This is a genomic window from Streptomyces achromogenes subsp. achromogenes (assembly GCF_000720835.1).
Taxonomy (GTDB): Bacteria; Actinomycetota; Actinomycetes; order Streptomycetales; family Streptomycetaceae; genus Streptomyces; species Streptomyces achromogenes.
Map to the genome: position 1 here is coordinate 173,885 of NZ_JODT01000008.1, position 24,813 is coordinate 198,697.

Genomic DNA, 24,813 nt, shown 5'->3' on the forward strand with positions numbered 1-24,813 from the left:
AACCGCCGATTCTCCGGATCATTGATGCCTCCACCCACCCCACTCCTGTGAGGAGCACCCGTATGCCCACAATGCAAGCCCGGCCCGAGATCGTCGTCCTGCTCTGCGACGCGGACATCAAGCGCAAGCGTGAAGCCAACACGTGGAACCACCTCGACGGGCGCCCGTTCAGTAAGGAGGAACGGGCCCTGGTCCTCAGTGCCACCCGCGTCGAGTTCGAAGAGATTCAGGAGCAGTTCAAGCGATACCGGGAGTACCGGCGCACGATGGACGAAGCTCCGGATGCTCTGGAGCGCTTCCTGGCCCCATTCATGGAGCGGCTCACCGAGAAGAAGCTTGGCAACGCCGTCGAGCTCATGAACGAGGAGGAGCGAGCCGAGCTCGATCACCTCCTCGGGCTCATCGTCGAACCAGTCCATCCCTTCGCCCCGTACACCTTCTAGCCAGGGTTCACAGGACCAACATGGCGGTGCTCCGCTCCCAAGACGGAGCCAGCCTCTGACACACAGAGCCATGGGAGTTCAGGCGGTAGCCGGCCCAACGCGCTGCCGCGAATGAAGCACGGGGCGCGCAGTGACGAACCGCTCCCTGTAACCGCGGACCGTGGCGCCACGGTGACGCCAGCCACGGCACAGCAGCACGTAGCCGGGCCTCCCCGAGGGGAGGCCCGGCTTCCATGCGTTGGATGGCCCTCAGTTGGCTGGAGCGCGCAGGAGCCGGTCGCGTGTGCTCTCGGGCAGCACCCGCCGCAGGACCGGTGCGCTGGAGCTGAGGGAGTCGGCGAAGGCGGCGACGAGGTCGTGCGGCACGCTGCTGCTGAACGACGCGGCCCACAGGTAGCCCGCGCCGAGCACCGGCTCGGCCCACGCCTGCCACCCGGCCAAGGCCGCCTCGTCAGCCTCAGCCACCAGCCCCAGGAGGTTGCCGTCCTGGATGAGGGGCGGCACCTCACCGAGGCGGACGTGGGAGGCGAACGTTGGATCCACCGCGCCTGTGCCGGGCTGGTCGACGTCGCGCAGCCACCCGTGCGCCGAAACAGCGTCGAGGACCAGCTCGGGCCCACCGCACGGCAGGGCGGGCCGATCGCGGGCGTCGAGCGCGGCAAGGAAGCCGGCGATGATCTCCCCCGGGACCTCGGGGGTGAAGTAGGCCGACCACTGGGCGAGCGGGCTGCTCGGGTCCGTACGAGCGGACACTTGCCAGGCGATCGGCAGGTTCCCCAGGTGGAATGGCTCGTCCGGCAGGCCCCACTGCGCCCACCGCAGGGAGTCGGGGCTGATGTGCAGGACGGTGCTGCGCAGGACCTGGCGGTCCTCCGGCGCCTCGTCCGGCTCCTGGCGCCCGCGGACGATCGTCAGGCTCGTCCAACCCAGGCCGGCGAGCGTGTCAGCGACGGCGTCGTACAGGCGGCCGTCGTCACCGGCCAGGTGCCGGGGACCGACCCAGTACGCGGACGGGACACCAGCCAGAGCAGGTGGATCGATCGGGAAATCGGAATGCAGGTACGCCTCCAAGAGGTTGGGGGCCGGAGGCTTGATGCCGCCAGCGGTGCGTGCGACTGGATGGAGGTGTCGGGCCGGCTTCGCGGCGGCCTCGGGTGGCAGACGACCGGGCCGCCCGTCTCTCCCTCAACAGACAGATCAGACGACGGGCTCCCCCAAGAGCGCTGACTCGAGCCTCTGGCTGTCACACCCGCTGGGACGTCTCCAGCACACGAGCGACTGCGGCGGCGACGACGTCCGCCGGCGTCTCGGTGTCGAAGGAGATCTGGTAGCCGCGCACCTTGGCCGTACCGGTGACGGCGATCTTCCAACCCTCGCCGTCGGTACCAGGGCGGCCAGATGGAAACCAACCGAGATAGAAGGATCCATCCTTCGAGTTGACGTGTACGTCCGCGCGGTCGTCGACGACCAGGTGGAAGTCGTCGGCGGAAAACTGATCCATCACGACCGTGGCCTGGCCCGGGCCGAGCAGCCACTCACGCAGCCGCAGGGCCTCTACCGTGGTGGAGAATCCGGGACCCTGGGGTGCCGCAGTCACAGCCAATCACCTCTCTGACCTGGTCCGTCTTACGAGAAGGTCGTCCAGGTTCACATGCCGCTGCGGCGTTGACCAGTCATTCGTGGATCTTTGCTGTCTGCCCCCGGCGAACTAAAGATTCAGAGCGCCCGACATCACGGTCCAACTGCGGAAAACTGCGTGCGCGCGGTGGGGGCAGTGCTGATAGTTGCCGCATGGATGCGATCGATGCCGCACGCGCCGTCGTAGATGAACAGCACCCCGAAGCGCGCGCCGCGTTCCTGGGCGGCAGCGTCGTGACCGGCCGCCGAACGGCCACATCGGACCTCGACATCGTGGCCCTGCTCCACGGAACCCCCGCCCCCTACCGCGCTAGCCTCCAGTACGCCGACTGGCCGGTGGAGATGTTCGTGCACACCGAGGCGACGTGGCACGCCTACGCCGAACGGGAACTACGCAAGCGCAGATCACCGCTGCTGTGGATGTGTGCCGACGGGCTCCTGCTCTTCGACACCGACGGACTCGGAGCCCGCCTCGCCGCACAGGCCCGGAAGCTGACCGCCGCGGGACCGCCCCGGTGCTGGCGGAAGAGATCGACGACCGCCGCTACGCGATCACCGACCTCCTCGACGACCTAGCGGGAACCAACGACCAGAGCGAGCGTCTGTTCATCGCGACCGAACTGGTCCGACGCACCGGTGAGCTGGCACTGGCCGTTGGCGGGTCGTGGGGTGGCGGTGGGAAGTGGCTGGCACGCCGTCTTGAGACGACCGCGCCAGGGCTCAGCACACGCCTCCACCACGGCCTACAGGAGGTACTAGACGGGAGAGCAGAGACCCTCGTGGCCGTCGTGGACGAGGTGCTCGGACAGACCGGTGGCCGGTTGTGGTTCGGCTACAAGCGTGTCGGGGCGCCCTGAGCGATCCCGCGCTGCGGACATCGCAACGTCTGTTCTTCCACATGCAGATCACTTGGCGGAGAGCAACGCCCGAGCCTCCTCGGCGCATCCCCACGACAGCGTGACGCCGGCACCCCCGTGCCCGTAGTTGTGCACGACCACGGTGCCGTCTTCCCACCGGTCGCTCTCCACACGGATCGTGGCGCGGGTCGGTCGAGCGCCGATCCGATGCTCCAGGACACGGGCCTCGGCGAGGCGGGGCTCGACCTCGGCACAGCGGGCGAGGATGCCGGCAGCCGCCTTGTCGTCGGGGGCCAGATCGCCTTCGCCGTCGATCGCTGTGCCGCCCAGGACGACGGTGTCGCCGTGGGGGTAGAAGCACAGGAGGTCCGGGGAGAGGCCGGTGTCCTCGGAGAAGAACTCGGTCAGCCCGGGGTTGGTGACGACGACGTGCTGACCGCGGATGGGCCGGAGGTCAGGGTCCGGGACCAGGTCGCGTGCCCCGAGGCCCGCGCAGTTGACGATTGCCGAAGCGGGACCGGCGTCCGTGAACGAGGTCAGCCGTCGCTGCTCGACCACACCTCCGGCGTCGCGGAGTCGGCGCAGGAGGTGGTCGAGGTAGGTGGGCATGTCGATCAGTGGCACGGTGAACCGGTAACCCGCCGTGAACCCGGCCGGTAGTTCGGCCCGCTCGCACGGTCGGAAACCCGGCAAAGTGGTGGCCCAGTCCGGCGCGGCCTCGGCCGTGCGGGACGCCTCGATGCCACTGGTGAGCCGGACGCCCGTCGCCGGGTCCTGGGCCAGCTCGCGGAAGATCTCCAGGGACCGTTGTCCCCACTGGTCGACCTTGTCCTTCGGTTCGACCAAGTAAGGCCCCCACATCGCCCCGGCCGCCAGCGACGTGACCCCCGGCACCTGCTGGGCGATCACGTGCACCGAAGCCCCGGCCTCGGCGAGAACAACGGCCGTGGTGAGTCCAGCCACCCCAGCCCCGACAACGACAGCGCGCTCCCCTGCGGTCATGAACCTGACCCTAACGGCCGGGTTGCCTCGATGGGGCGTGTTGGGCGAGGGCGTTCTCCAGGGCTGGCAGGAAGCCGCGCACATGAGGGTTGCGCTGTCGGCGACGGAGGTCGGCGGCAAGTTGGTGGAGCAGCGCCGCGCTGCGAGGCGAGCGGACGACATTGAGGCGGTCGGCGGCGATCTGGCCGATCTCGCAGGCTGCCTCCAGGTCCCCGTGCGCGCTGTGTCCCAGGGCCAGCCAGGCTCCCTCGAACATGGCTCGGCGCTGGCTTGGGTCGCCGCGCGGCACGTCGTACGCCCCGGACCTGAGCATCTCGGTCCCCTGGGCGAGGAAGCGACGGCTCTTCTTTCCGCTCTCCGCCTTCTGCTGTGCACGACCCATCTGGATGAGGCCGTAACCAGCCTGGCAGTCCAGGTGGTTGTCGGTGAGGAAGTACATCCAGCGGGGCTCTTCTTGGCGGCCGTCCCGGCTTGCGATCAGTTCACGGGCAGCGCCACGAGTGTGGGCGAAGTCGTTGTCACGGCCGGCGGCGGCGTACGCGTAGGCGAGCCGGGACAGGACGGACGCCCGGACGGCCAGCGGGGCGGCGTCGCTCGCACGGCGGGCGGCCTCACCGAGGGCGATGGCGTCCGCGGGGTGTCCTCGACTCGCCGCCTGGAAGGACAGGTCGCCCAGGATGTGGGCACACAGAGGGAGATCATTGACCTGATGCGCGGCCCGAAGCGCCGTGACGAAGTAGCGCTGCGCCAGTCCGTGGTCGGCCGCGTCGAAGGCCATCCAGCCGGCCAGCTGACCGATCTCCGCGAGCGCGCGGATCAGACGGCTCGCGACAGCCGGAGGGTGGCCGCCTTCGCGAATCAGCAGTCCGACAGCCCGGAACTGCGCTCCAACGTAGGGCAGATGACGTGCCCCTCCGTGCTCGTCATCGAGCAACTGGAGCATGGGGAGATGCTGCTCCACTTGGTCCACGAGTGGATCGGTGCCGAGCGACGACGTCATTCGAGGCGTGTACTGGCCGCGTCCCGCGGTGCCGTCGAGGTACTGGGCGACGATCGCGAGGAGTCCCGCGCCCGAGATCGCGAGGAACCGGCGACGGTCGACAAGCCCTCCCATCACCCAGTCCTCCACGATCGCCTCCATGCCCTGCGCGGTCCAAGGCCGCGCGAGATCCGTGTCCGCGGGGACCAGCGCTGACGAGTCGCCCACACGGCCCTGCCACAGTTCGGCCACCGAGACATTCCTACCCAGCTCCTGGGTGAGCACGTAGGCGGCCATCATCGGCAACGGCGAGCGCGGCAGGGAGCCGGCGTCCCTCCAGTGGTACGGCGCCGACTCGGCCACCGTCCCCGCGCCGAAGACCCGGTTGAGCTTGCGAGCGAGCGCCTTCGGGCTCCACCCGAGTTCGTCGAGGCACTCCGCCAGTACGGCGTTGGGCTCGCCTGTCTGCGGTGCCACGTGCGACCACCCTTCGCTCCAGTGGTTCGTCCATCACTTCGCGAGCCCAATGGTGATGCCCCTGGACGGACGATTCACCACCGCCGCATGGAAGTTGACCGAGTTGACCCACTGATCGGGTCCTGCCTGACCGTCCCCCTCCTGTGTTCTTGGATCCCGGCGGAGGCGCCCGTCTTCCGAGCCGACGGAGAAAGAGGTGGGCCTTGAGACAGCACACGAGCACCTCCCCAGGCCGACCGGGCGATGTGCTGGACCGTGACGTCGGACGACCAACCTCCGCCCCCGGACGCGGGCTCGTCGCTGGCGACGGCACGACCACCCTGATCACGGATCTGCCGTACGGACCGGAAGCGGCCGAGGTCGCCCGGGGCGCCGTGACGCTGGCGCTGCGTGGCACTGAGACGGACGTACTTGCTGACGCCCGCCTGATCGGGTCGGAGCTCGCGACGAACGCCTTCGTCTCGGGCAGTCCTCCGTTGGTTCTGTGCGTCGACCGCAGGAGTCTGGCCAGCGGCGGCCTGGAGATCGAGATCACCGTCACCGACGGCGGCTGTTCCCGCCCGGCACCCGCTTCTCCTACCGCTCCCGACGAGCAGGCCGAATCAGGACGGGGACTGGTCATCGTCGATGCCTTGGCCGATGCCTGGTCGCTGACGACTGGCGCCAACGGCTCTCGTGCCTGGTGCCGACTCACCCACAGGCCGTGCCCTTCGTCTGCCGGCGCCTGATGTCCACGCCTGCCCAAACCCGTCCTCCAAGGAGGCACCACACAGTGCGCATCGACCATGCGACTTCCCCACCCTCACTCACGGCTGTGCCGGAGGCCGCTCGCCAGCCCAGGGTCGTCGTCGCTCTCCACGAGGGCTTCTACGGCGCGGAGTCGGGCACCGGCTTCAGCAACCGCGCCTTCCTCACGGCACTGGCCCGGCTCCTGCCGGCAGGCCGCCTCTCAGTGATCACCCCGCACGTGCCCGAGGCCGCGGGAGCGCACGATCAGCGGTGGGCCGGCGAGGTGCGGCAGATGCTGCGGCAGGCCGCAGCCGAGGTCATCACGATCCCGAAGGTCAACGCGCCGCCGGACTCGGTCCGCGGCTCGGTTCAGCTGTGCGACCTGGCGGGCGAGGCGGCCATACGCATCGCCGCGCGGGCGAGCCGGTGCCTCCTCGTCGGCCTCGACATCCCGTTCCTCGGGCTCGCGCCCTACACGTCGCCGACCACGGACCTGCTGCTCGTGCCCCGCTCCACGACCGCGCTGACGCGGCCCAACGATGTCTCCCGCGTCCGCTGGGAGCGAGACGCCCTGCGAGCGGCGACACTCCGAGGTGCGCGCGTCGGGGCTATCTCCTCCCACATGCGAGGCCACCTCGTCGTCAACTACGCCGTCCCTCGGTCAAGCATCGTGAGCATCCCGAACGGACTGATCCGTGAGGAGATGGTCAGGCCGACCACGGCTCTGCCGCTGCCTTTCAAGGCCCGCGCCGGATTCCTTCTCGCCATGGGCCGCGCAGTCCCGACGAAAGGCTTCGAAGACCTCCTGGAGGCGTTGCGCCTGCTGAAGGAACGCGGTGTCCCCGTTCCTCACCTGCTGCTGGCTGCCGTGACCTCGGAGGAACACAAGCACCCCTCCTCGTACCAGCAGGACCTGGCGGTACACATCCGCGCGCACGATCTGGACGCGACTCTGATCACTCGCTTCACCCCCGCGATCCGTGCCTGGCTGCACAGCCCGGCCCTACGCGCGGTCATCGTTCCCTCTCGCGAGGAGCCCTTCGGCCGGATACCCCTGGAGGCGTTCGCAGCCGGTGCGGGCCCGGTGGTCGCAACCACGGCCGGCGGCCTGGCTCAGACCGTCATCGACGGCGAGACCGGCTTCACGGCCGCACCGCAGGACCCCAGATCCCTGGCATCCGCCCTGCACCGGGCCCTGACCGTCCTGCCCCGACAACGCGATCGACTCCGGAGCACCGGGGCGGCCCTGGTGCGCTCCCGCCACGACTACGAGGCCAGCATCGGTTCCGTCATGGACCGCATCGCCCCTTGGGCGCTGGCGCGGTCAGCCACCGTGGAGGGCCGCGCGCGATGAACCAGCCGGTGGTGCTGATCAGCCTGGAGTCCCCGCACTCCTTCTGGCGGCTGTCCTCCGAGCACGAGTGTGCGCTGTCCGCCGCCTTCCCAGGCGTCGAGTTCCGCAGGGCGACCGAGGGGGCCGTGCCGCACCAGCTGGCCGACGCACACGTCTACTTCGGATGGCGATTCGCGCCCTCGTGGCTGTTCGCCGCGCCACATCTGAAGTGGATCGCTTCCCCGGCCGCCGGCACCGACCATCTGCCCGTCGCCGAGGCGCACTCCGTCGGCGTGGCCCTGACCCGCTCGTACGGCTTCCACGGCAGGCCCATGGCCGAGCATGCAATGGGCCTGGTCCTGGGTTTCTCCCGCGGGTTGTTCATCAGCCAGCGCGTCCAGCGGAACCGTGGCTGGTGGAAGGACGACCTGGCCGAGGAGTTCTTCGACCTGGCGGGGGCGACGATGACCATCGTCGGCTGCGGCAGCGTCGGACGCCACCTCGCCCAGGCCGCCCGGGCCTTCGGCATGAACGTCATCGGAGTGCGCCGGACACCACCTGCGGCTTCCGAGGACGGGATCACATGGGTGCACACGACGGCAGTGCACCAGGCGGTATCCGTCGCCGACGTCGTGGTCAATCTGCTGCCCGCGACCCCTGGCACGCACCGCTACTTCGACCACGACCTCTTCTCGGCGTGCAAGCCCCGCTCTCTCTTCCTCAACCTCGGCCGCGCGGCAACCGTCGACCAGTCGGCCCTCCTGGCCTCCCTCGACACCGGCCACCTGCGCGGGGCGGCCCTGGACGTGTTCGATCCGAAACCGCTGCCCGCCCGCCATCCGCTTCGGCTCCACCCCCGGGTCGTACTCACCCCGAAAAGCTCGGTGTTCTGCCGCGCGTACATGGACGAGGCGGTGGCGTTCTTCGCCGACAACCTGCACCGCTACCTCTCGGGCCAGCCCCTCAACGGCCTGGCCGAGGCGCCCGCCACCCGCTCTCCACTCGTAAGAGGCTGACCAATGCCCACCGCAGACCACGACGACCTGGCCGCCGCCTTCGCCGCCGCAGGCCGCAACCACCCCTACCTGGCCTTCACCCTGAACTCGCTGTGCAACCTGGACTGCGTGTTCTGCAAGCCCCGGTGCATGCCGGACTACGGGCACAAGGACCGGCCCCTGACCGCCTCCGACTACGCGGCCATCGCCACCGAGGCCGGGGCCTGGAAGATCAGGAAGGCACACTGCTCCGGCGGTGAACCGACCCTCCGAGCCGACATCCTCGACGTCATCGCGGGCCTCGCCGACGGCCTCGGGCCCGACGCCGCGATCGGCATGACCAGCCACGGCAACCTGCGCCGGGGACTGAGCGTCGAACAGCTCCACGACGCCGGCCTGACCTACCTCAACCTCAGCCTCCACAGCCTCGACCCGGCGCGGTCCGCCACGATCATGGGCGGCGGCGACCCGCGCACCACCCGGAGCACCCTCGACACCGCCCTCTCCCTCGGCCTGCGAGTGAAGATCAACTGTGTTCTCCAGCGCACCTACCTGGACGACGCCTTCGCCGTGGCCGAACTCGCCCGCGACCTGCCCATCGCCGTCCGCCTGATCGAACTCCAGAACATCGGCCCCGCCCAGGCGCTCTTCGACACCGAGTTCATCACCGAGGCAGAGGTCCGCGACCGCCTCCACCAGTGGTTCACCAACGCCGGCGAAGTCCCCCGGGACCAGCTGGGCGTCCGCAGCCCCGGGCAGTACCTCCGCCCCGACGGCTGGGCGGGGTCGATCGGCTTCATCTCCAACTCCAGCTGCGCCACCTGCTCCGACGCCAACCGGATCAAAATCACGCCCACCGGAGTGGCGCGACCCTGCATCCTGCACAACCGCGACATCCCCCTGAAGCCCCACCTCGCCGACGGCACCCTCGGCGACGCCTTCGCCCACCTCTTCCAGGCCATGCTCGACCGCAACACCAACGACGCCTGGCAGGGCTTCCACTACGTCGACTACGACCTGCGCTGGGACCGGATGGAGCGCCCCGAAGGAACTCCGGTCCTACCCCTGCTCCCCGTCCTCCCCACGGGAGCGGCCGGCCCCTCCTGCGCCCGCGCCTCCACCGGGGAGCGGTGATGGTCGTGGTCGACGCGCCGCCTCTCTACCAGGAGCTCGGCGCTCTGTACGATGGCGAGCTGGACGCTCACGGCGTCGGGGCCGTGATGCTCACCCATAAGTGGCAGCCGGCCGACCTGCTGGCTCCGCACTCCGACATCGACGTACGCGTCATCCTGCGCCAGGCGCCTGCGGACTGGGAAGAGTGGAACCACCGCCTAGCCGCCGCACACGCCGCCGCAGTCGACCGGGAAGTCTCCCATCGACGCCTCCTGGAGCACCCGCCCGGCTTCGTGTTCACCGTGACCGAGGCGGACGGGCGGCTCGTGTCCGCGCCCGAACTCGCGACCTGGTCACTGATCAGCGGCAGCGCGCGGGACTTCCAACGCTGGAAGTCCCGGGCCCAGATGGCGCCCTGGTGCGCGGTGGACGAGCGCTTCTATCGGGGAATCCTCCAGGCCCGGATGGGCGGCCGATACCAGCTGGCTGCGGACAGCACGGACAACGTGGTCGAGGGCATCGCCGCGTACCGGCGCCACTGCGTGGCGTGGCACTACCTCGCACCGTGCTGGTTCGCTGCCGCCGCACTCGCGACCCGGACCCGCTGCCCCGGAAAGACGGCGGCCCTCACCCAGTGGCGGCCGGAGGGACTGGACGGATATGCCGAGCTGTTCCTTCGGCACTCGGAGAACCGCTCCGATGTCCGACCACGGAGTCTGCGCCACTTGCTCCGCGCGGCCCATGTCGCCCTGGAGGCGGCCATGCACCGCGTTCCCAGCGGGGACCGCCCAGGGGGCCAAGGCCAAGATCACGCCCGTACCGACTGGGTGATGACGGCCGGCATGCTCCGTGTACGCATCGCCCGCTGGCTGTACTACCTCGATCCACCACCCGGGGTAGCGACCGAGTACTTGATCCGGCGGGAGGCGAAGGAACTCCACTCCGCCACGCAAACGCTGACCGCGCTCGCGGCAGACGAGGCGACTGCGGCCCAGCAGCTGGCCGCCCGGATGGCGGCGCTGATCCCCACTGGACCGACCACCGCCGACACCCTGCGCGCGGCCCTCGCGCGCTGGCACCAGCAGAAGTCCACCGTCCAGGACTTCCTCAGCCTCACCCCCGACGACGTCCACCTCTGACCCAAGGAGTCTCGCCAATGACCCCGCGTGCGCCGGTGCCCCGCACCCTCAAAACGGCCAAGGTCAAGATCACCACGAAGTGCAACCGGCACTGCGACTTCTGCATCTTCGCCGACGGCGCCCAGGGCGAGAACATGCCCCTGGACCTGTTCTCCACCATTCTGACCCGACTGGAGACCATCCCCTTCCAACAGCTGCACATCAACGGCGGCGAACCCACCGTGCACCGGGACTTCCCGGCGCTCAGCGACGCCGCCCGCACGCGACTGCCGGACAAAGTCATGGTCCTGGGCACGAACGCCATCACCCTGGCCCGCAACCAGCCGATCATGGAAGCGACCCTCCGCTCCTACGACCAGATCCTCATCGGCTGCGACGACGAACACGGGAACTACGACGAGGTGCACGCCGTCGTCCCCCGCCTCCGCGAAGCCGGCAAGACCGTGGTCGTCAACAGCGTCCTGGAAGGCATCAGTTCCACGCGGCTCACGCAGCTCGGGACGCTGTGCGAGAAGTACGGCGCCATCCATGTCACCAACCACGTGCACCACGTCGACGTCGGCCAGCCCGCGAACGCGCTGCGCGGCCTCTGCGACCGCTACCTCGACCAGCACCTGATGATCGAGATGGACGGATCCTGCTACCGCTGCTTCAACGCCATGGCGAAGGACGACAGCGAGTTCAGCATCTGGGACGAGGACTTCGCGGCCAAGGTGTTCGCGCCCCGGAGGCACCACTTCCGGTTCTGCCTGCGCTGCCACGAGTACACCGACTCCGGCGCCGCACTCGTCCCCGCCCTCACCGTCTGATCGGGAGGTACACCACCATGCCCGCAGTCCTCGGACTGAACTTCCACCACGACACGGCCGCCGCGTTAGTCGTCGACGGCCGCATCTACGCGGCCGAAGAGGAGCGCTGGAGCGGCGTCAAGCACAACCACCCCACCCGCAAGGGCACACTCACCACCCCTACCCGCGCACTCCAGTGGTGCCTGGAGGCCGCCGGCATCGAACCGAAGGACGTGGACGCCGTCTGGGCGGCCTCCATGCGTCCCAACCCCGCAGCCGGCTGGTGGCTGGCCGAGGAGCGGGAGGAACTCGCCGCCCTCCTGCCCGCCCCGCTCGGCGAAAACCTCCGCCTCCTCTCCCACCACACGGCCCACGTTCTCTCCGGCTACCTGCTCTCCGGGCACGAGCACGCCGCGGGCCTCGTCATCGACGCCGGCGGCTCCTCCCTGGGATCCGACTTCGGCCCTGGCCGGGAGCGCATCACGGGGTACGACCTGTGGCCTGATCGCATCGACCGCCTCCACCAAGGCATGCCGACCGTCGTGCCGGGCCCGGTCGGGCCTCGGCGCGTCCACTCCTCCCTCGGGCACTTCTACCGGAACCTCGCCCGGCGGGTGATCCCACCCGACGACGAGCCCGAGGGCAGCATGATGGCGCTCGCCGCTTTCGGCGATCCCCAGCGCTACGGCGCACACGTCCGCGAACTGGTCCGGCTCGGAGACGAGGGCGAGGTCCGCATCGATCATCCGTGGGGTTCGGCGGACAGCAGCACACCGCTGCTGCTCGATGGCCGGGCCTGGACCGCCGACAACGTCGCGGAACAGCCGGAACACAAGCGTGCCGACCTGGCCGCCGCCGTCCAGGAGATCTTCGCCGAATCGGTCGTCCACATCGCCCGCCACCTGCAACGACTCACCCGGGCCTCAACGTTGGTGTTCTCCGGCGGATGCGCCCTGAACTCCCACCTCAACGGCCAGCTGGCCGCCGACAGCGGCTTCGACACCCTCTTCGTCGCACCCGCCCCGCACGACGCCGGCACAGCCGTTGGTGCCGCGCTCTACGGCTGGCACTACCAGCTCGGGCAGGAGCGCCTGCCGGCGCCGACCGACGCGGCCTGGGGCCCGAACCCGGGCGCGCTGCCAACGATAACGGTGCCGCCCGGCTATCACGCCTTGCCCCACCTCGGGCTCGGACTGCCGGCCACAGTGGCGGCACTGCTCGCCGAGCACCGCATCGTCGGCTGGGTGCAGGGGCAGCTCGAATTCGGGCCGCGTGCCCTCGGCCATCGCTCGATCCTCGCCCACCCCGGTCACGCCGCCACGAGGGACCGACTCAACGCGATCAAGAAGCGAGCCGCGTACCGCCCGTTCGCGCCGGCCGTCCTCGCCGAGCACGCCACGGAATGGTTCATGTCGGCGGGCGACCCGTTCATGAACCGTGTCGCCACCGTCCGACGGTGCCGAGCCGACCGAGTCGCGGCGGTCACCCACCACGACCGCACCGCCCGCGTCCAGTCCGTCGCCGCCGACCACCAGGGCCTGCGCGATCTCCTTGAGCAGTTCCGCGACCTCACTGGACTGCCGCTGCTGCTGAACACATCCTTCAACCGCAAAGGCGCCCCGATCCTGCGGACCGCTGAGCAGGCCGTGGCGGCGACGGTGGAGCTGCGCCTTGACGCCCTCGCCGTCGGGGACACCCTGCTGCTCGCCGACCACGTCCCCGATCCCCGTGCCGCGTCCCTTCGTACGAGGTGAGGCGGATGGATCCCATCGATCTCGACCACGTCCTGACCGTGCTCGGTGCCGCGGCGTGGAGCCTGAACGAGCAGTCCCGCGCCCGCGTGGCCGCCGGCCTCGCTCTCACGGTCTACGACGGCCACACCCGCGACCAGGGCACGCCTTACCTGAAGCACCCGCTGGCGGTCGTCAGGCTTCTGCGAACGGAGATCGGCATCCGGCGCCCCGAAACCCTCCTCCTCGCTCTCCTCCATGACGCCTTGGAGGTGTCCCCTGAGTCGGAGGCACTGCTCGTCCATCACCTCGGCGGCCCGTTCACCGCTCGCCTGCGTGCCATGACGGCCGACCACCGCCTCGAACAGCGCACGAAGTCCGTCGGCGACGAGACCCGCTGGCGCGCGAAGCAGGCCGCGCTCCCGCCCGAGGAGCTCCTCGTCCGGCTCGCCGACCGCCTGCACAACCTGCGCGACCTCGCCGCGTCCCCGAACCTCGACCGACGCCGACGGTTTCTCCAGACCCTGGGCGATTTCCACCTCCCCCTCGCCGACGCCGCCCGCGACCTCGGCCCCCATCTGGAGACCATGCACGCGCGCCTGCACGCCGAGTACGTCCACCACATACAGGAGGTACGTCCGTGAAACGGGTCGTCTACTCGATGGAGCCGGTCGGCCGGACCGGCGGCCGGGTCTACCTACGGATGCTCCACGAGGTGACGGCCGACGACGTGGAATGGCGCACGGTCCCGGACCACAAGCGGACCTACCGGGTCCGCCGCTGGCGAAAGCTCCGCCACCTCGCCCGCCTGGCACCTTCCATACGGGCGCTGCACGGCACCACCGGCACCTTCGTGTGGGACGACCTCAGCCTGCTGCTGTTCACGCCCGAGATGCGCGCCCGCACGGTGTTCCTCCTGCACCACTACGAGCCGCTCCAACATGACTCCGCCCCCATCGAGGCCATGCTCTGGGAGCGGCTGTTCCGCGTTCTGCCGCAGTGCGCCGCCGTCGTGTGCGTCGCCCCGTACTGGGCCGACCAGCTTCGCGCCCGAGGCGTCCGCAACGTACGGGTGATCTACAACGCCTTCGACATGGCCGAAGTAGAGCAGGCACGCGGTTACGACCGGGCCGAGTGCCGCGCCGAGTTCGGCCTACAACCCGACGTGATCGGCGTCTACGCGGGCAAGGCCGTGCACTGGAAGGGGGCCGAGGAGGTCTCCGCAGCACTGGCCGGCGTTCCCGGACTGCGGGTGATCACCAGCGGCAGCAACACCATCGGCCTCGACAGCGCGCACTACGACGTCGAACGCGAGCGGTACCTGCGTCTGCTGCGCGCCTGTGACGTCGGTGTCTTCCTTCCACGGATGCGGGAGGGCTGGAGCCGTTGCGCCGCCGAGGCTTTACTCCTCGGCCTGCCCTGCCTCATCCGTCCGGTGGCCGGCCTGGGCGACCTCGCCGCACTGGCCGGCCAGCCGGCCCCGGACCTCCGCCGTCTCCCGGCACAGGTCCGGGAGCGTGCGGCGGCACGCCACACCGAGGCCAAGGCGGGGTACGAGGCCCTGGCCCGGTTCGATCTGAACTACTTCGGCGACGCCTGGGGCAACCTCCTGACGCAGGTCGCCTGACCAGCGGCTAAGCCTGCGCGACCAGCTTCTTGCTGGCAGCTTCCAGACGGGCCAGCACGCGGGCCCGGCCGAGCAGCTCCATGGACTCGAACAGCGGGAGTCCGATCGTCCGGCCGGTGACCGCGACCCGGATGGGCGCCTGGGCCTTGCCCAGCTTCAGCCCGTGCTTCTCCCCGACGGCGAGCAGGACGGCCTTCAGGTCGTCCGCCTTCCAGTCCGCGACGTCGGCCAGCTCGGCGCGGGCGTCCGACAGGATGTCGCCGGCGCCTGCCTTCATCGCCTTGTTCCACGACGCCTCGTCCTCGACCGGCTCGTCGAGGAACAGGAAGTCCACATAGCTGGTGATCTCGGAAAGCAGCGCCAGCCGGGTCTGGGCCAGGGAAGCCGCCGCCTCGAAGACGTCCTTGTCGAACGCCTCCGGCCGCCACGGCGCGTACGGGGCGACGAGCCACGGCGCGCAGGCGGCGGCGAACTGCTCCGGCGACAGGGCGCGGATGTACTCGCCGTTGAACGCCGTCAGCTTCTTCACGTCGAAGAAGGCTGGCGCGGTGTTGACGTCCTCGATCCGGAAGAGCTGCTCCAGCTCCTCGTACGGCCTGATCTCCCGGTCGTCACCCGGGCCCCAGCCGAGAAGCATGAGGTAGTTCACCATCGCCTCGGGCAGGAAGCCCTCGGCGAGGTAGTCCTCCAGCGCCACCTTGTCCCGGCGCTTCGACAGCTTCTGCCGCTTCTCGTTCACGATCACAGGCAGGTGCGCCCACACGGGCGGCTTGGCACCGAGCGCCTCCCACAGGAGCTGCTGCTTCGGGGTGTTCGACAGGTGCTCCTCGCCTCGGATGACCTGCGTGATTCCCTCGTCCAGGTCGTCCACGACGTTGGCGATCAGAAAGACCGGGGACCCGTCACCACGGGCGATCACGAAGTCCTCGATCGCGCTGTTCGGGAACGCCGGCTCCCCGCGGACCAGGTCGACCACGACGGTCTCCCCCTCGTCCGGCGTCCGGAACCGCAGCGCCCGCCCCTCCTCGAAGGCCAGCCCCCGGTCCCGGCAGAACCCGTCGTACCCGAGGTGCTCCGACCCCGTGCGCTCCTTCAGCCGCTCCCGGGTGCAGTCGCAGTAGTACGCCCGGCCGGCCGCGAAGAGCTGCTGAGCCGCTTCCCGGTGCCGCTCGGCATTGTGCGACTGGAAGTACGGCCCCTCGAAAGCCGCATCCTCGCCATGGATACCGATCGCCGCGAGCGCGCTGATGATGCCCTCGGTCCACTCCGGCTTGTTCCGGGCCGCGTCGGTGTCCTCGATCCGCAGCACGAACCTGCCGCCGGACTGTCGCGCCACCGCCCAGTTGTAGAGAGCGGACCGTGCACCACCGACATGGAACATGCCGGTCGGGGACGGGGCGAAACGAACGCGAACCGGGGCAGTAGACATGCGCTCCAGGGTACCGACGCCGGACCTACGCCTCGGACCACTCTCCGCGCCGCCGCGCCAACGTTTTTCGGCCGTACTGCACCGCGAAAGCTCGGCTGGCCTGGTGTTGCCTCCGCCGCCGCGCGATGAGGCTGTGGGCGTGCGAAAAGCGGGGAGTGGGACGCACGATGAACTCAGGGCCCGCGTCACCCTTTGGGAGGAGTTCCGGACGACCGCAACGGGGTTTGCCACTCTTTGCGACAATGATGTTACTTGACGTGTTGGCGGTAGGGGGTTTCCGTGCCTGCGTTGAGCGTGGACGAAGTCGGCCCAGAGCGCGGCGCGGCCGTGTGGGAGGACGACTACATCCTGCTCGCGTTGCTCTCTCACGGCCTCGTCGAGATGAAGCGGCGGCTGGCGAGCCTCGGAGAGCCACGTCATTCCTTGTCCCGGGCGGAGAGGCGGGACACCGGTCTGCCAGGAGCTTGGCAGGAGGCGGTCACTCGTCTGTGGTGGCGGTTCTTCTGGGCAGGGCTTGAGCCACCGCGCAACGACTACGCAGTGCTAGAGCTGTGCCGGGTACCGCTGGGCCGGTGGCCGCTGCGGATGACTCTCTCGTCGGCCGACGCCGACGTGTGTCTGCTGGATGACGACGAGCCGAGCGAGTTCGCCGAGGAGGCTGTGCGGGGCGCCTGGGGTGATCCAGAGGCTCACATCGCCGAGCAGCGCGTGCACCAAGCGCTACTGCTCGTGGCGGAGGCCAATGCCCGCGAAGGACGCGACACCTGGCGGATCTACGTGCGAATGCGCCGCCTGGTGATCGAGCGGCCGGTGATCAGCGACCTGGAGGTACGGGCGCTGCAGCAGGAACTACCGGCAGGGCCGACGGCCGGCGAACCGTATGTGATGGACTTCGTGCGCACAGCATATGAGCGGCGGCCGGCCGAGAACGGCGTGACGCTGACCGTGTGCGCGCAGTGCGGCATTCCATTGCCCCCTGGCGGGGGGAGCCGGAGCCACAGCTGCGGCACACCGAACTGTGACACCAGCCCCAAGATCCTGCATCTGCCCACGCTGGGCTTCCATTGGGTGCTCCACCGCGGTGCCCGTCGGTTCGTCCATGACCCCGGCGTGTTCGAACTGCGCGTCTACGAGAAGGTACGCGCGCTGGGGCTGGAGCCGGAGTTGTGGCTGGGCACGGACCAGCCCGACGCGCTGGATGTGTCCTTTCGCGTCCCACGAGGGAAGCGAAGCGAGCTGTGGGGCACCGACGAGAAGGACTGGGCCAGCCCGGTTCTTCTGGCCAGGTCGTTCAAGTGGCCCATCGAGCCCGAATGTGATCGGCGGTTTCTCGTGGTGCCGGAGCACCGCGCCCAGGTCCCCGGCTACCTGACGGACCTGCGCACGGAGCTCGCCGGCCGCACGGATCCAGCACGCCCCTTCAAGGTGGTCACCGAGAAGCAGCTGCTGACGGAGATCAGGCGCGCACTGGCTCGGCAAGGCGGTGGCTCATGCGCGAGGTGACGGGTTGGTACGAAGACCTGTCGAAAGCCGAGGGCATCTCGCAGGACGCCGTCCGGCCGCTGCAGAAACGCGAGTTCTTCGACGTCGAGCTCGCTCTGACCTTCATGGCGGATCACTTCCCCGACGAGCCAGTGGACTGTCTGTGGTCGATGCTGTCCCACTACATCGTCCCGCGCCCCGGCGACCCCGTGATGGCCGGCCGGCTGCACCGCCTGGGCTTGCTGCTGGGACGGTACCGGTCGGGGAGCCGCTGGCTGCGAAGCCTCGGGGAGTACGACAAGCTGTCGGAACGGCTGCGTGCCTTCCGGAGGCTGCCGATACGCGGCCAGAGCGAAGACGGAGAGGCGGCAGCGGTCCGGTACCGGATGCGGGATCCCGCGGCGCTCGCCACCCGCTTCGAGCTATACAGAGCGGTGCTCGACCGGCCTGTGCCCTACGCGCCTCCGCGAGTCACCCGGGCTGCAGAGCCCGGGGAGGTGTACCGGTTCACGAACTCCTTCACGGGCTCCGATGAAGTGGTCGCCATCCCGAAGTTCGAGATCCCGGTAGAGCTTCGCTCGCTGCCTCTGCTCACCGCACGACGGCGACGCCCGGTGCGCCTGACGCCGAGGATGCTGCGTCAAGCGGCACAGAGGATGGATCGCGTGCTGGCGAACCGGCTGGACATCCCTGAACGCAACTTCGCGGGTCGGTTGCGGAAGGTCGCCTTCCAGCCGTGGTCGCCTGAGATGTCGAGGTTCCGCACCAAGCCCACCGGCTGCAGCGTGCGCGGTTTGGTGCACGGTATCGGCCTGCCGAACAGCGGCAAGACGAGCTACGCGCTGATCGGTACGTACGCCGCGGTCAGGCGGGGGCACACCGTGGTCCTCGTACTGCCATCGGTGAGCGACTGTCTGCAGAAGACGGCCCTCTTCCGGGCCCTCGGCGTCAAGGCCGTTCCGATCTTCGGAGCGGGAAGCCGCTTCACGCACGCGTCGGGATACTGGCGCGGGGTGCTCGCCGACCACGCGCCTGCCTTCCCGAGTGTCGTCGATGTCGCCGCGGACTACGTGTCGTGCAACTGTCTCCTGGAGCCGTTCCGCGACGCGCCGGGTGGCAAGCGCCCGCCGCTACCGGTCAAGGATTTCCCCTGCCGGGAGAAGCTGCTCGACGCGGAGGACAAGCAGTACAACTGCCCACTGCTGGCTATCTGTCCGGTCCACCGGGCCGAGCAGGAAATGGCTGGCGCGGACGTGTGGCTGACGACCCCGCAGGCGCTGCTGGTCAGCTGGGCCCAACCCGTCCACGCGCGTCTGCGCTGGCTGGAGGCGGTGCAGCACTGGGCCGACCTTTTGATCGTGGACGAGGCGGACAAGGTCCAGCAGACCCTGGATGACGAGTTCCTACAGAGCCAGGTGCTGGTGGCACAGGGCGGGAGCTGGTGGGACCAGGAGGTCATCACGGCTCAGAACAGTCTACGCGCGACCGGCCGCCGACCCCTGGAAGACCGCCGCGCGATGGAGTACTACCGGTTCAAGGGCAAGGCGGACGACGAGGTCAATCTGCTGTACAACACCCTGCTGGAGCCCGACAAGGGCGGCGGCAGCGCCCGACTGCGCAAACACCTGCACGAGACCTACTTCTCCGGCCACTCCCTCTTCAACGACCTCGCGCGGCTGCTCCACGGCCTCAGCCCCAACGGCGAAGGACCGCAGGCGCAGGAAGAGAAGGCGCTGGACTATTACCGGAAGAACTTCGAGACGTTCGTCTTCCACACCTTTGACCCGGTGACGGGTCCTCTCCAGGCCATCATCCCCGACCTGGAGAACCCGGCGCTCTCGGACGAAGAGCTGCGCAAGCGCGTCGATGCCTGGCTGATCGAGCACGCGAGGGCGGCGGGCGGCCCCGAAGCGGAGAGCAAGCTGGGAAGAAACCTGCCGTTCGCGCGCCACCTGCTGCGCGCCGCCTATCACACCTCGCTTCTGGGAAGCTCGTATCTCAGGATGGCGACCATCCGCCCAGCGGTGGAGCCGTTGCTGGGGCTTTCGCGGGACGAGGAGTTCTGGAGCAGCCGGCCGCCGAGCGACTACGACGCCTTCGTGCCCGAGGCCCTGCAAGGCAACATGCTCGCCTTCCAGTGGCTGGACAACCGGGTCGGCAGCGGCGACCTGCGTATCTTCTGGGTCCGCGGTGTGGGCCGTTGGCTGCTACACCACATGCACGACCTGCTGGCCGCCGAAGGCATCGAGGGACCCAACGTTCTCCTGCTCTCGGCGACGAGCTGGGCGGGAGACTCGGCCACCTACCACGTCGACGTTCCCGTCGACTTCCTGCTGCGTGAGCCCGACGAGGACCGCGAGGCGATCGCACGCAGCCACTTCTACTTCCGCCCCGCCCGGACCCCGGACGGACGGCTGGTCTCACCCTCGGGACGCCTCGGCGACGAGCGTCAGGAAGCCGTACGAGGCGTCGCAGCCTCCGTCGCCCCGCCCGGCGGCCGGGAAGGACTGCTCGGCAGCGTGCTGGAACGGCTACCCCAGCAACGCCGTAAGGCCCTGCTGGTCGCTCAGAGCGGCAACGACGCGCGCACCACGGCCGAGTACCTGGTGCGCGGCACCGCCTTCACCGCCCAGCACGTCGTGAAGGACGCGGAGACGCCGGGACCACACGGCATCCAGCGTCGTGACGTCCACCGCTTCGGACTGAGCGAGCACGACGTCCTCACGGCCGCCCAGCTGTCGATCGAACGCGCCGTCAACGTGCTCAACGCCGACGGTGTGGCCGCCTTCGGCGCCGAGTTCTTCCTCAGCCGGCAGCATCCGCCACCCGACGAGCTGGACTTGGCCATGGGCCTGTCCAACCGCTCCTCAATGGCCCAGCTACTCCATCCCGCCCTCGCGCCCGCGTCGATCGCCCGAGCAGCCGCGGAACTGCGCAAAGAGAGCCGCATGGACTGGCACCTCCTTGTGGGCCGGCCGGTGGTCTTCCGCCGCCTGCGCGGCCGGGCCCATCGCGCGTTCGTGTGGAACTCGATCACCTCGATGTGGCAGACGATCTGCCGGTGCATCCGCGGTGGCCAACCGGTCGAGGTGTACTTCTGTGATCCCGCCTTCGCGCCGCGACACGCGCGCCACGACACCGCTGCGGATACCGCGAACACGAGCATCCTCGTTGCCATGGAACGCGCCCTGCGCGACAAGATCCGGCCCAGCGAGCCGGTCGACGAACGTGATCGCGCTGCCGCCGAGGTGCTCTACGAGCTGATGCTGCAGTGCCTGGAGAACATGGACTGGGAACAGTGACCGTCACGACGAAGCCGCAACCCTACCCCCGCATCGCCTGCATGACCTGCACCATCGAGCAGGGCACGCTGCCACCACGACGGCTGGACACGCTGCGCTTTCCCTCCCGCTGGCTGCGGCTGCTACGAAGCCAGTACCGCCCGCGCCACACGCGGGACGACCTGCCAGTCCGCGCTCTCGCCGACCTCCTGCGCGCCGTTGACCGCAACATCGTGGACGTGGCCAACTGGGGGCTGGACGACCAGGACAAGTACTGGATCGCCTCCACCGAGGCCGTACCCACGGTCGTCGTCCACACTGTCGTCGCGACCTGGGCCGGTGTCTTCGTCACCGCCGACCGTCCGCACATCGACTGGTACCAGCTCCTGGACCCCGACGACCTCGAACGCACCCGCGACACGGAGGACGTCCCCGTCACCGCCTGGACGGTCGCGCCCAACGGAACAGCGGCACCCACGCGCGGCTTCTTCCAAGTTCTGCCGGGCATGCTCGCGGCGCACCTCGCCGAGGCCGGCCTGCCCCTGCTGCACCCCGAGTCGTCCCCGCGGCACCTGGTGCTCGGCCCCACGCTCGACGGCCCCCGAGAGGCTGTGGAGTGGCCACCGCGGTGGATGCCCGACCGCAACGGTGACGCCCCCTGGTCGCTCGGCGTACGGATCGGCGCCCAAACCGCCTGGCAGGAGTCCGAGCCGCGCATCCATATCGATCTCGTCCTGCACCGCTGGCTCCACCTGCCGCTCAGCTACTCCCCCAACTTGAACCTGCACGCCTGGCTGCTGAGCCCCGGGGGCATCCTTCGTCCCAGCGAGCGCCCCACCTTCCTGCGCGTCCCTGGCACCTGGCGCGGCCGCTGGACGTGGTCCAACGGCCTCGAACAACTCCTCACCCGCCTGGGCCAGCTCCCGCACCCCGCACTCCCTGACGTCCTCGGCGACCCGCTCCGGTACCTGCCCCACGACAGCGAGCCGAACAGCGCTTCTAGCGAGCCGAACAGCGCTTCTGACGGTGAAGGCGATCGGTTGCCCTACGCTGCCATCCAGTATCAGAGCGGCATGCGGATGCTCCGCGCTGAAACCCCGCCACCTCCTGACGGCCGCCGGCAGAACGCCAAGACGTGTGATCACCCCGTGAACCCGGGCTTCATGCCAATCAACCACCACCAGCTCTTCGAGGCCGTCACCAACGCGCTCGCTCCCGTTGGCGTGACCCCCACCCAGACCTACTCACGTCGGCGGCCACGTGGCCGGAGCACCAGTCCGCGCCTTGCCCCGGAAGGGCGCCGCTACCAGCTGGAGTTCTGGAACCAGACGGACACTACCCGCCGAATGCTGCTCAATGCCCTCCAGGACAACAAACACGGCCTCGCGCTGACCCCAGCACCAACAGCCGAAGGCCCCACTCGGTCCTTCAACGACGGATCACTGGCCCTGTCGGTCAGCTTCCACGACATCGGCGAACTGGCCGCCGCTCTGCGCCTGCCCGACGGGCAGGAAAGCAAAGCCGCCCGGACGGCCATCGCGGCTCAACAGCGCCTTGAGAAGATCCGGACCCGCCTCGCGGCCCTGCCACACCGCGATACGCCAAGCGCTCCTCCCTGCACAGGGCATACGGCGGCCCTCATCGAACTTGACGGTCCCCGGGCGTTCACCGGCAAGGACATCGCCGACCCGAAGACCACCTTGCGAAAGGGCTTCGCTCACGGCGACCGTGTCACCCAGTTCCTCCGGCCTGTCACCGCCACGAACACCGCGGCCAGCGAGGAGATCAACGACGAGGAGCTCCTCGACGCGGATGACGTGGTCAACGCCGCCCAGGCCGCGGACGACGACTTGGACCTCGACATCCAGCTCCCACCGGAGGAGACCGAGGAGACACCCGCCGACCGCGACCTGCCCCGAGCTGCCAACGCCATCCGGGACGCCCTGCGCCAACTGGGCCACGTCCCGGCGCCGCACACCTCCCCAGCCGGCGTACCGATCGAGGTCTGGGCACTGTGGTACGAACCCGTCCGCGGGGGCGCCATCCCCATCCTGCTCCGCCACCGCCCTGACGGCACTCTCACCACCCTCCTTCCCGGCATGCCCCCCATGCCCTACAGCGCCCTGCACCTGTCACTCGCCACCGGCCGTGGACGGCTTCCCAGAGGCAAGGGAGCCGACAGCGAGTACACCGACTTCCTGCGCCGAGCCCTGATCCTCGACGACCCCACACCTAGGCTCCTGCTCGTCGGCGGCCGGAACCTGCGAAGCCGCGGCTGGGCCTGGCTCCAGACCCAGCACATGCGGCGCGACGTCCTAGTCCTGCCCGGCGCGGACCCCCGCGAGAGCGCAGACCTGACCGTGGAGGACATGGCGGTGCAGCAGCCACTGGCCCGACTCGGCGTACGCCTGCCCAGCAAGTGCCCGGGCCTCCGGATCGCCCGCGTCATCCCCCGAGACAGCGCTCGCGAAGTACCGCACGTCTTCGCCCAGGACGACGACCGCCCCTACGGAATCACCTCGGGGCTCTTCGAGATCCACGAGCGGCTCTACTACGCCCTGGCGCCCAAACCAGTCCAGGCCAAGGCACCCATCGGTCTCGACAAGTTCGACCCCGCCCAACCCCGCGCCGCCGCCAAACGAGCCTGGAACCCCGGAGCCCTCGAAATCGCCCTGCCCTTCCTTCAACCAGAAGACACCGACGCGGCTGCCTGGGCTCTGTACGTCCACTCGCTGCGCACCGCCCACCTGCACACCACCGTCCCGACCCGCCTCCCGGCCCAGCTGCACCTCGCCGACCTCGCCGGCCGATACATTGCCGAGCGGTGAGCGATTCGCTGCGTGACTTTAGAGCTTGGCAAGGTGTCGGAAGTCAGTCCTCGGAGGCGTCGGATGTCGCCATCTCAGTCGTCGTGATCTCCACGTTGTCGGCGTGAACCCATTCGATGCCGCTGATGTCAACCCCGAAACGCTCATTTTCTTCCACAAAGGCGTTTTCCCGAAATACGAGAATAGGGTCTCCGCCCTCATCAGGCTGCCGCCAGATGGTCTTAACTGGCCGATTCCTCAACTCCGTCAACGCCAGCTCACGCTGATCTCCTTCTTCTTGGAAAGAGATATCAATCGCATCCGCGATGAGCTGATCCATTTCGGGACGACTATACCTGCGATTGCACAGAAGCGCTGCGGCACGCTTGCGGCCTGGGTGGATGGAATCCCAGACAGAACGACCGTTCTTACGCCCTCCCCCGGGATGATTGGAACCGAAGCCAGTCATCAAACTATTCCACAGAACTGGCCTATATGTGCGCAACAGAGCCCGCTCGCCCAAGATGACCCATACATCATCAAGGACGAGATACCTGACGTCAAAGTCAGAGGCGCTGAGATTTTCCGCCTCGTTGATACTTTTGCGGTGGTTGGTTATGCGCTTGTATAGCTTCGGTTCTGACTCGTTCGGAGGCTCTCCGTAACTACTGCTCCCGGCCTGGGCCCTACCCACGTAGATGGGAACATCGGCGTCTCTCAAGCGCTCGTAGATCTTGAGGTCGCCGGTGTAATAGAGCGCGTATAGCCCTGCCCCGGGGAACGGCTTGACCGAGTCCAAGGAGACTCTTGGCCGTCCGTCCATTTCCTCCCGGAGGTTCCGGCTGAGGAGATCGATGTCCAGAGGGTTGAAGTGCGTGGGTGTCTTGTCGTCGGGGCTAGGTGCCATGCGCGGGATGATACTCACCCGCGGTGGACAGGCCGGCCTCGCATCGTGGCCTCCCCA

At 68.9% G+C, this 24,813-nt stretch carries 19 protein-coding genes and 1 pseudogene; 14 read left to right on the top strand and 6 right to left on the bottom strand.

The window, feature by feature from the left end; translation table 11 throughout:
* Positions 1–62 precede the first annotated feature (62 nt).
* Positions 63–443, top strand: coding sequence for a hypothetical protein (locus tag IH25_RS0110560; protein WP_030606437.1), 381 nt, complete (start codon positions 63–65; stop codon positions 441–443).
* 249 nt (positions 444–692) lie between these two features.
* Here the strand turns inward: IH25_RS0110560 and IH25_RS0110565 are convergent, their stop codons facing one another.
* Positions 693–1,514 (bottom strand): SPDY domain-containing protein, encoded by an 822-nt coding sequence (locus tag IH25_RS0110565; RefSeq protein ID WP_030606440.1) that lies wholly within the window; start codon positions 1,512–1,514, stop codon positions 693–695.
* A 172-nt stretch (positions 1,515–1,686) separates the two neighbouring features.
* Positions 1,687–2,040, bottom strand: a complete 354-nt coding sequence (locus tag IH25_RS0110570; protein ID WP_030606443.1) for an SPDY domain-containing protein — start codon at positions 2,038–2,040, stop codon at positions 1,687–1,689.
* Between the two features lie 194 nt (positions 2,041–2,234).
* Here IH25_RS0110570 and IH25_RS41580 point away from each other — a divergent pair.
* Positions 2,235–2,938 (top strand): annotated as a pseudogene (locus tag IH25_RS41580) (nucleotidyltransferase domain-containing protein).
* 48 nt (positions 2,939–2,986) lie between these two features.
* Here IH25_RS41580 and IH25_RS0110580 read toward each other — a convergent pair.
* Together IH25_RS0110580 and IH25_RS0110585 are read right to left on the bottom strand one after the other, a co-directional pair.
* Entirely contained in the window at positions 2,987–3,940 is a 954-nt protein-coding gene (locus tag IH25_RS0110580; RefSeq protein ID WP_030606446.1) for an FAD-dependent oxidoreductase, read from the bottom strand.
* A 10-nt stretch (positions 3,941–3,950) separates the two neighbouring features.
* Positions 3,951–5,396, bottom strand: coding sequence for a carph-isopro domain-containing protein (locus IH25_RS0110585; RefSeq protein ID WP_030606448.1), 1,446 nt, complete (start codon positions 5,394–5,396; stop codon positions 3,951–3,953).
* 203 nt (positions 5,397–5,599) lie between these two features.
* Here IH25_RS0110585 and IH25_RS39260 point away from each other — a divergent pair, with 203 nt between their 5' ends.
* From IH25_RS39260 to IH25_RS0110625, 9 genes are read left to right on the top strand one after another with little or no spacing between them, the layout of a single operon-like run.
* Complete coding sequence (locus IH25_RS39260; protein ID WP_107058359.1) at positions 5,600–6,124, top strand: ATP-binding protein; 525 nt, start codon at positions 5,600–5,602, stop codon at positions 6,122–6,124.
* Positions 6,125–6,168: 44 nt separating this feature from the next.
* Complete coding sequence (locus IH25_RS0110590) at positions 6,169–7,479, top strand: glycosyltransferase family 4 protein (RefSeq protein ID WP_030606451.1); 1,311 nt, start codon at positions 6,169–6,171, stop codon at positions 7,477–7,479.
* Positions 7,476–8,474 (top strand): D-2-hydroxyacid dehydrogenase, encoded by a 999-nt coding sequence (locus IH25_RS0110595; protein WP_030606454.1) that lies wholly within the window; start codon positions 7,476–7,478, stop codon positions 8,472–8,474. Before IH25_RS0110590 ends, IH25_RS0110595 begins: the two co-directional genes overlap by 4 nt.
* A gap of 3 nt (positions 8,475–8,477) precedes the next feature.
* The gene (locus IH25_RS0110600) at positions 8,478–9,587 is read left to right on the top strand and encodes a radical SAM protein (RefSeq protein WP_030606458.1); all 1,110 of its coding nucleotides are present in this window, start codon (positions 8,478–8,480) and stop codon (positions 9,585–9,587) included.
* On the top strand, positions 9,587–10,705 hold the full coding sequence (locus tag IH25_RS0110605) for a hypothetical protein (protein WP_030606461.1): 1,119 nt from the start codon (positions 9,587–9,589) through the stop codon (positions 10,703–10,705). The genes IH25_RS0110600 and IH25_RS0110605 overlap by 1 nt, the downstream gene beginning before the upstream one ends.
* 17 nt (positions 10,706–10,722) lie before the next feature.
* Positions 10,723–11,514: a radical SAM protein gene (locus IH25_RS0110610; protein WP_030606464.1), complete on the top strand. Its 792-nt coding sequence runs from the start codon at positions 10,723–10,725 to the stop codon at positions 11,512–11,514.
* A gap of 17 nt (positions 11,515–11,531) precedes the next feature.
* Positions 11,532–13,247: a carbamoyltransferase family protein gene (locus IH25_RS0110615; RefSeq protein ID WP_030606467.1), complete on the top strand. Its 1,716-nt coding sequence runs from the start codon at positions 11,532–11,534 to the stop codon at positions 13,245–13,247.
* Positions 13,248–13,252: 5 nt separating this feature from the next.
* Positions 13,253–13,867 carry an HD domain-containing protein gene (locus IH25_RS0110620; protein ID WP_030606470.1) on the top strand — a complete coding sequence of 205 codons (615 nt, stop codon included), beginning with the start codon at positions 13,253–13,255 and terminating at the stop codon, positions 13,865–13,867.
* The gene (locus IH25_RS0110625) at positions 13,864–14,850 is read left to right on the top strand and encodes a glycosyltransferase (RefSeq protein WP_030606473.1); all 987 of its coding nucleotides are present in this window, start codon (positions 13,864–13,866) and stop codon (positions 14,848–14,850) included. Before IH25_RS0110620 ends, IH25_RS0110625 begins: the two co-directional genes overlap by 4 nt.
* A gap of 7 nt (positions 14,851–14,857) precedes the next feature.
* Here the strand turns inward: IH25_RS0110625 and gltX are convergent, their stop codons facing one another.
* The gene (gltX, locus tag IH25_RS0110630; RefSeq protein ID WP_030606476.1) at positions 14,858–16,231 is read right to left on the bottom strand and encodes a glutamate--tRNA ligase; all 1,374 of its coding nucleotides are present in this window, start codon (positions 16,229–16,231) and stop codon (positions 14,858–14,860) included.
* A 342-nt stretch (positions 16,232–16,573) separates the two neighbouring features.
* Here gltX and IH25_RS0110635 point away from each other — a divergent pair, with 342 nt between their 5' ends.
* Genes IH25_RS0110635 through IH25_RS0110645 form a run of 3 tightly spaced genes read left to right on the top strand, consistent with a single transcriptional unit; the run spans position 16,574 to position 23,870 of the window.
* Positions 16,574–17,782 carry a restriction endonuclease-related protein gene (locus IH25_RS0110635; RefSeq protein ID WP_245172756.1) on the top strand — a complete coding sequence of 403 codons (1,209 nt, stop codon included), beginning with the start codon at positions 16,574–16,576 and terminating at the stop codon, positions 17,780–17,782.
* Positions 17,770–21,063 (top strand): pPIWI_RE_Z domain-containing protein, encoded by a 3,294-nt coding sequence (locus tag IH25_RS0110640; RefSeq protein WP_030606481.1) that lies wholly within the window; start codon positions 17,770–17,772, stop codon positions 21,061–21,063. Before IH25_RS0110635 ends, IH25_RS0110640 begins: the two co-directional genes overlap by 13 nt.
* A 41-nt stretch (positions 21,064–21,104) precedes the next feature.
* Positions 21,105–23,870, top strand: coding sequence for a pPIWI_RE module domain-containing protein (locus IH25_RS0110645; RefSeq protein WP_157846964.1), 2,766 nt, complete (start codon positions 21,105–21,107; stop codon positions 23,868–23,870).
* A gap of 43 nt (positions 23,871–23,913) precedes the next feature.
* Here IH25_RS0110645 and IH25_RS39265 read toward each other — a convergent pair whose 3' ends face one another.
* Positions 23,914–24,756 carry an Eco29kI family restriction endonuclease gene (locus tag IH25_RS39265; RefSeq protein WP_157846965.1) on the bottom strand — a complete coding sequence of 281 codons (843 nt, stop codon included), beginning with the start codon at positions 24,754–24,756 and terminating at the stop codon, positions 23,914–23,916.
* Positions 24,757–24,813: the final 57 nt, after the last annotated feature.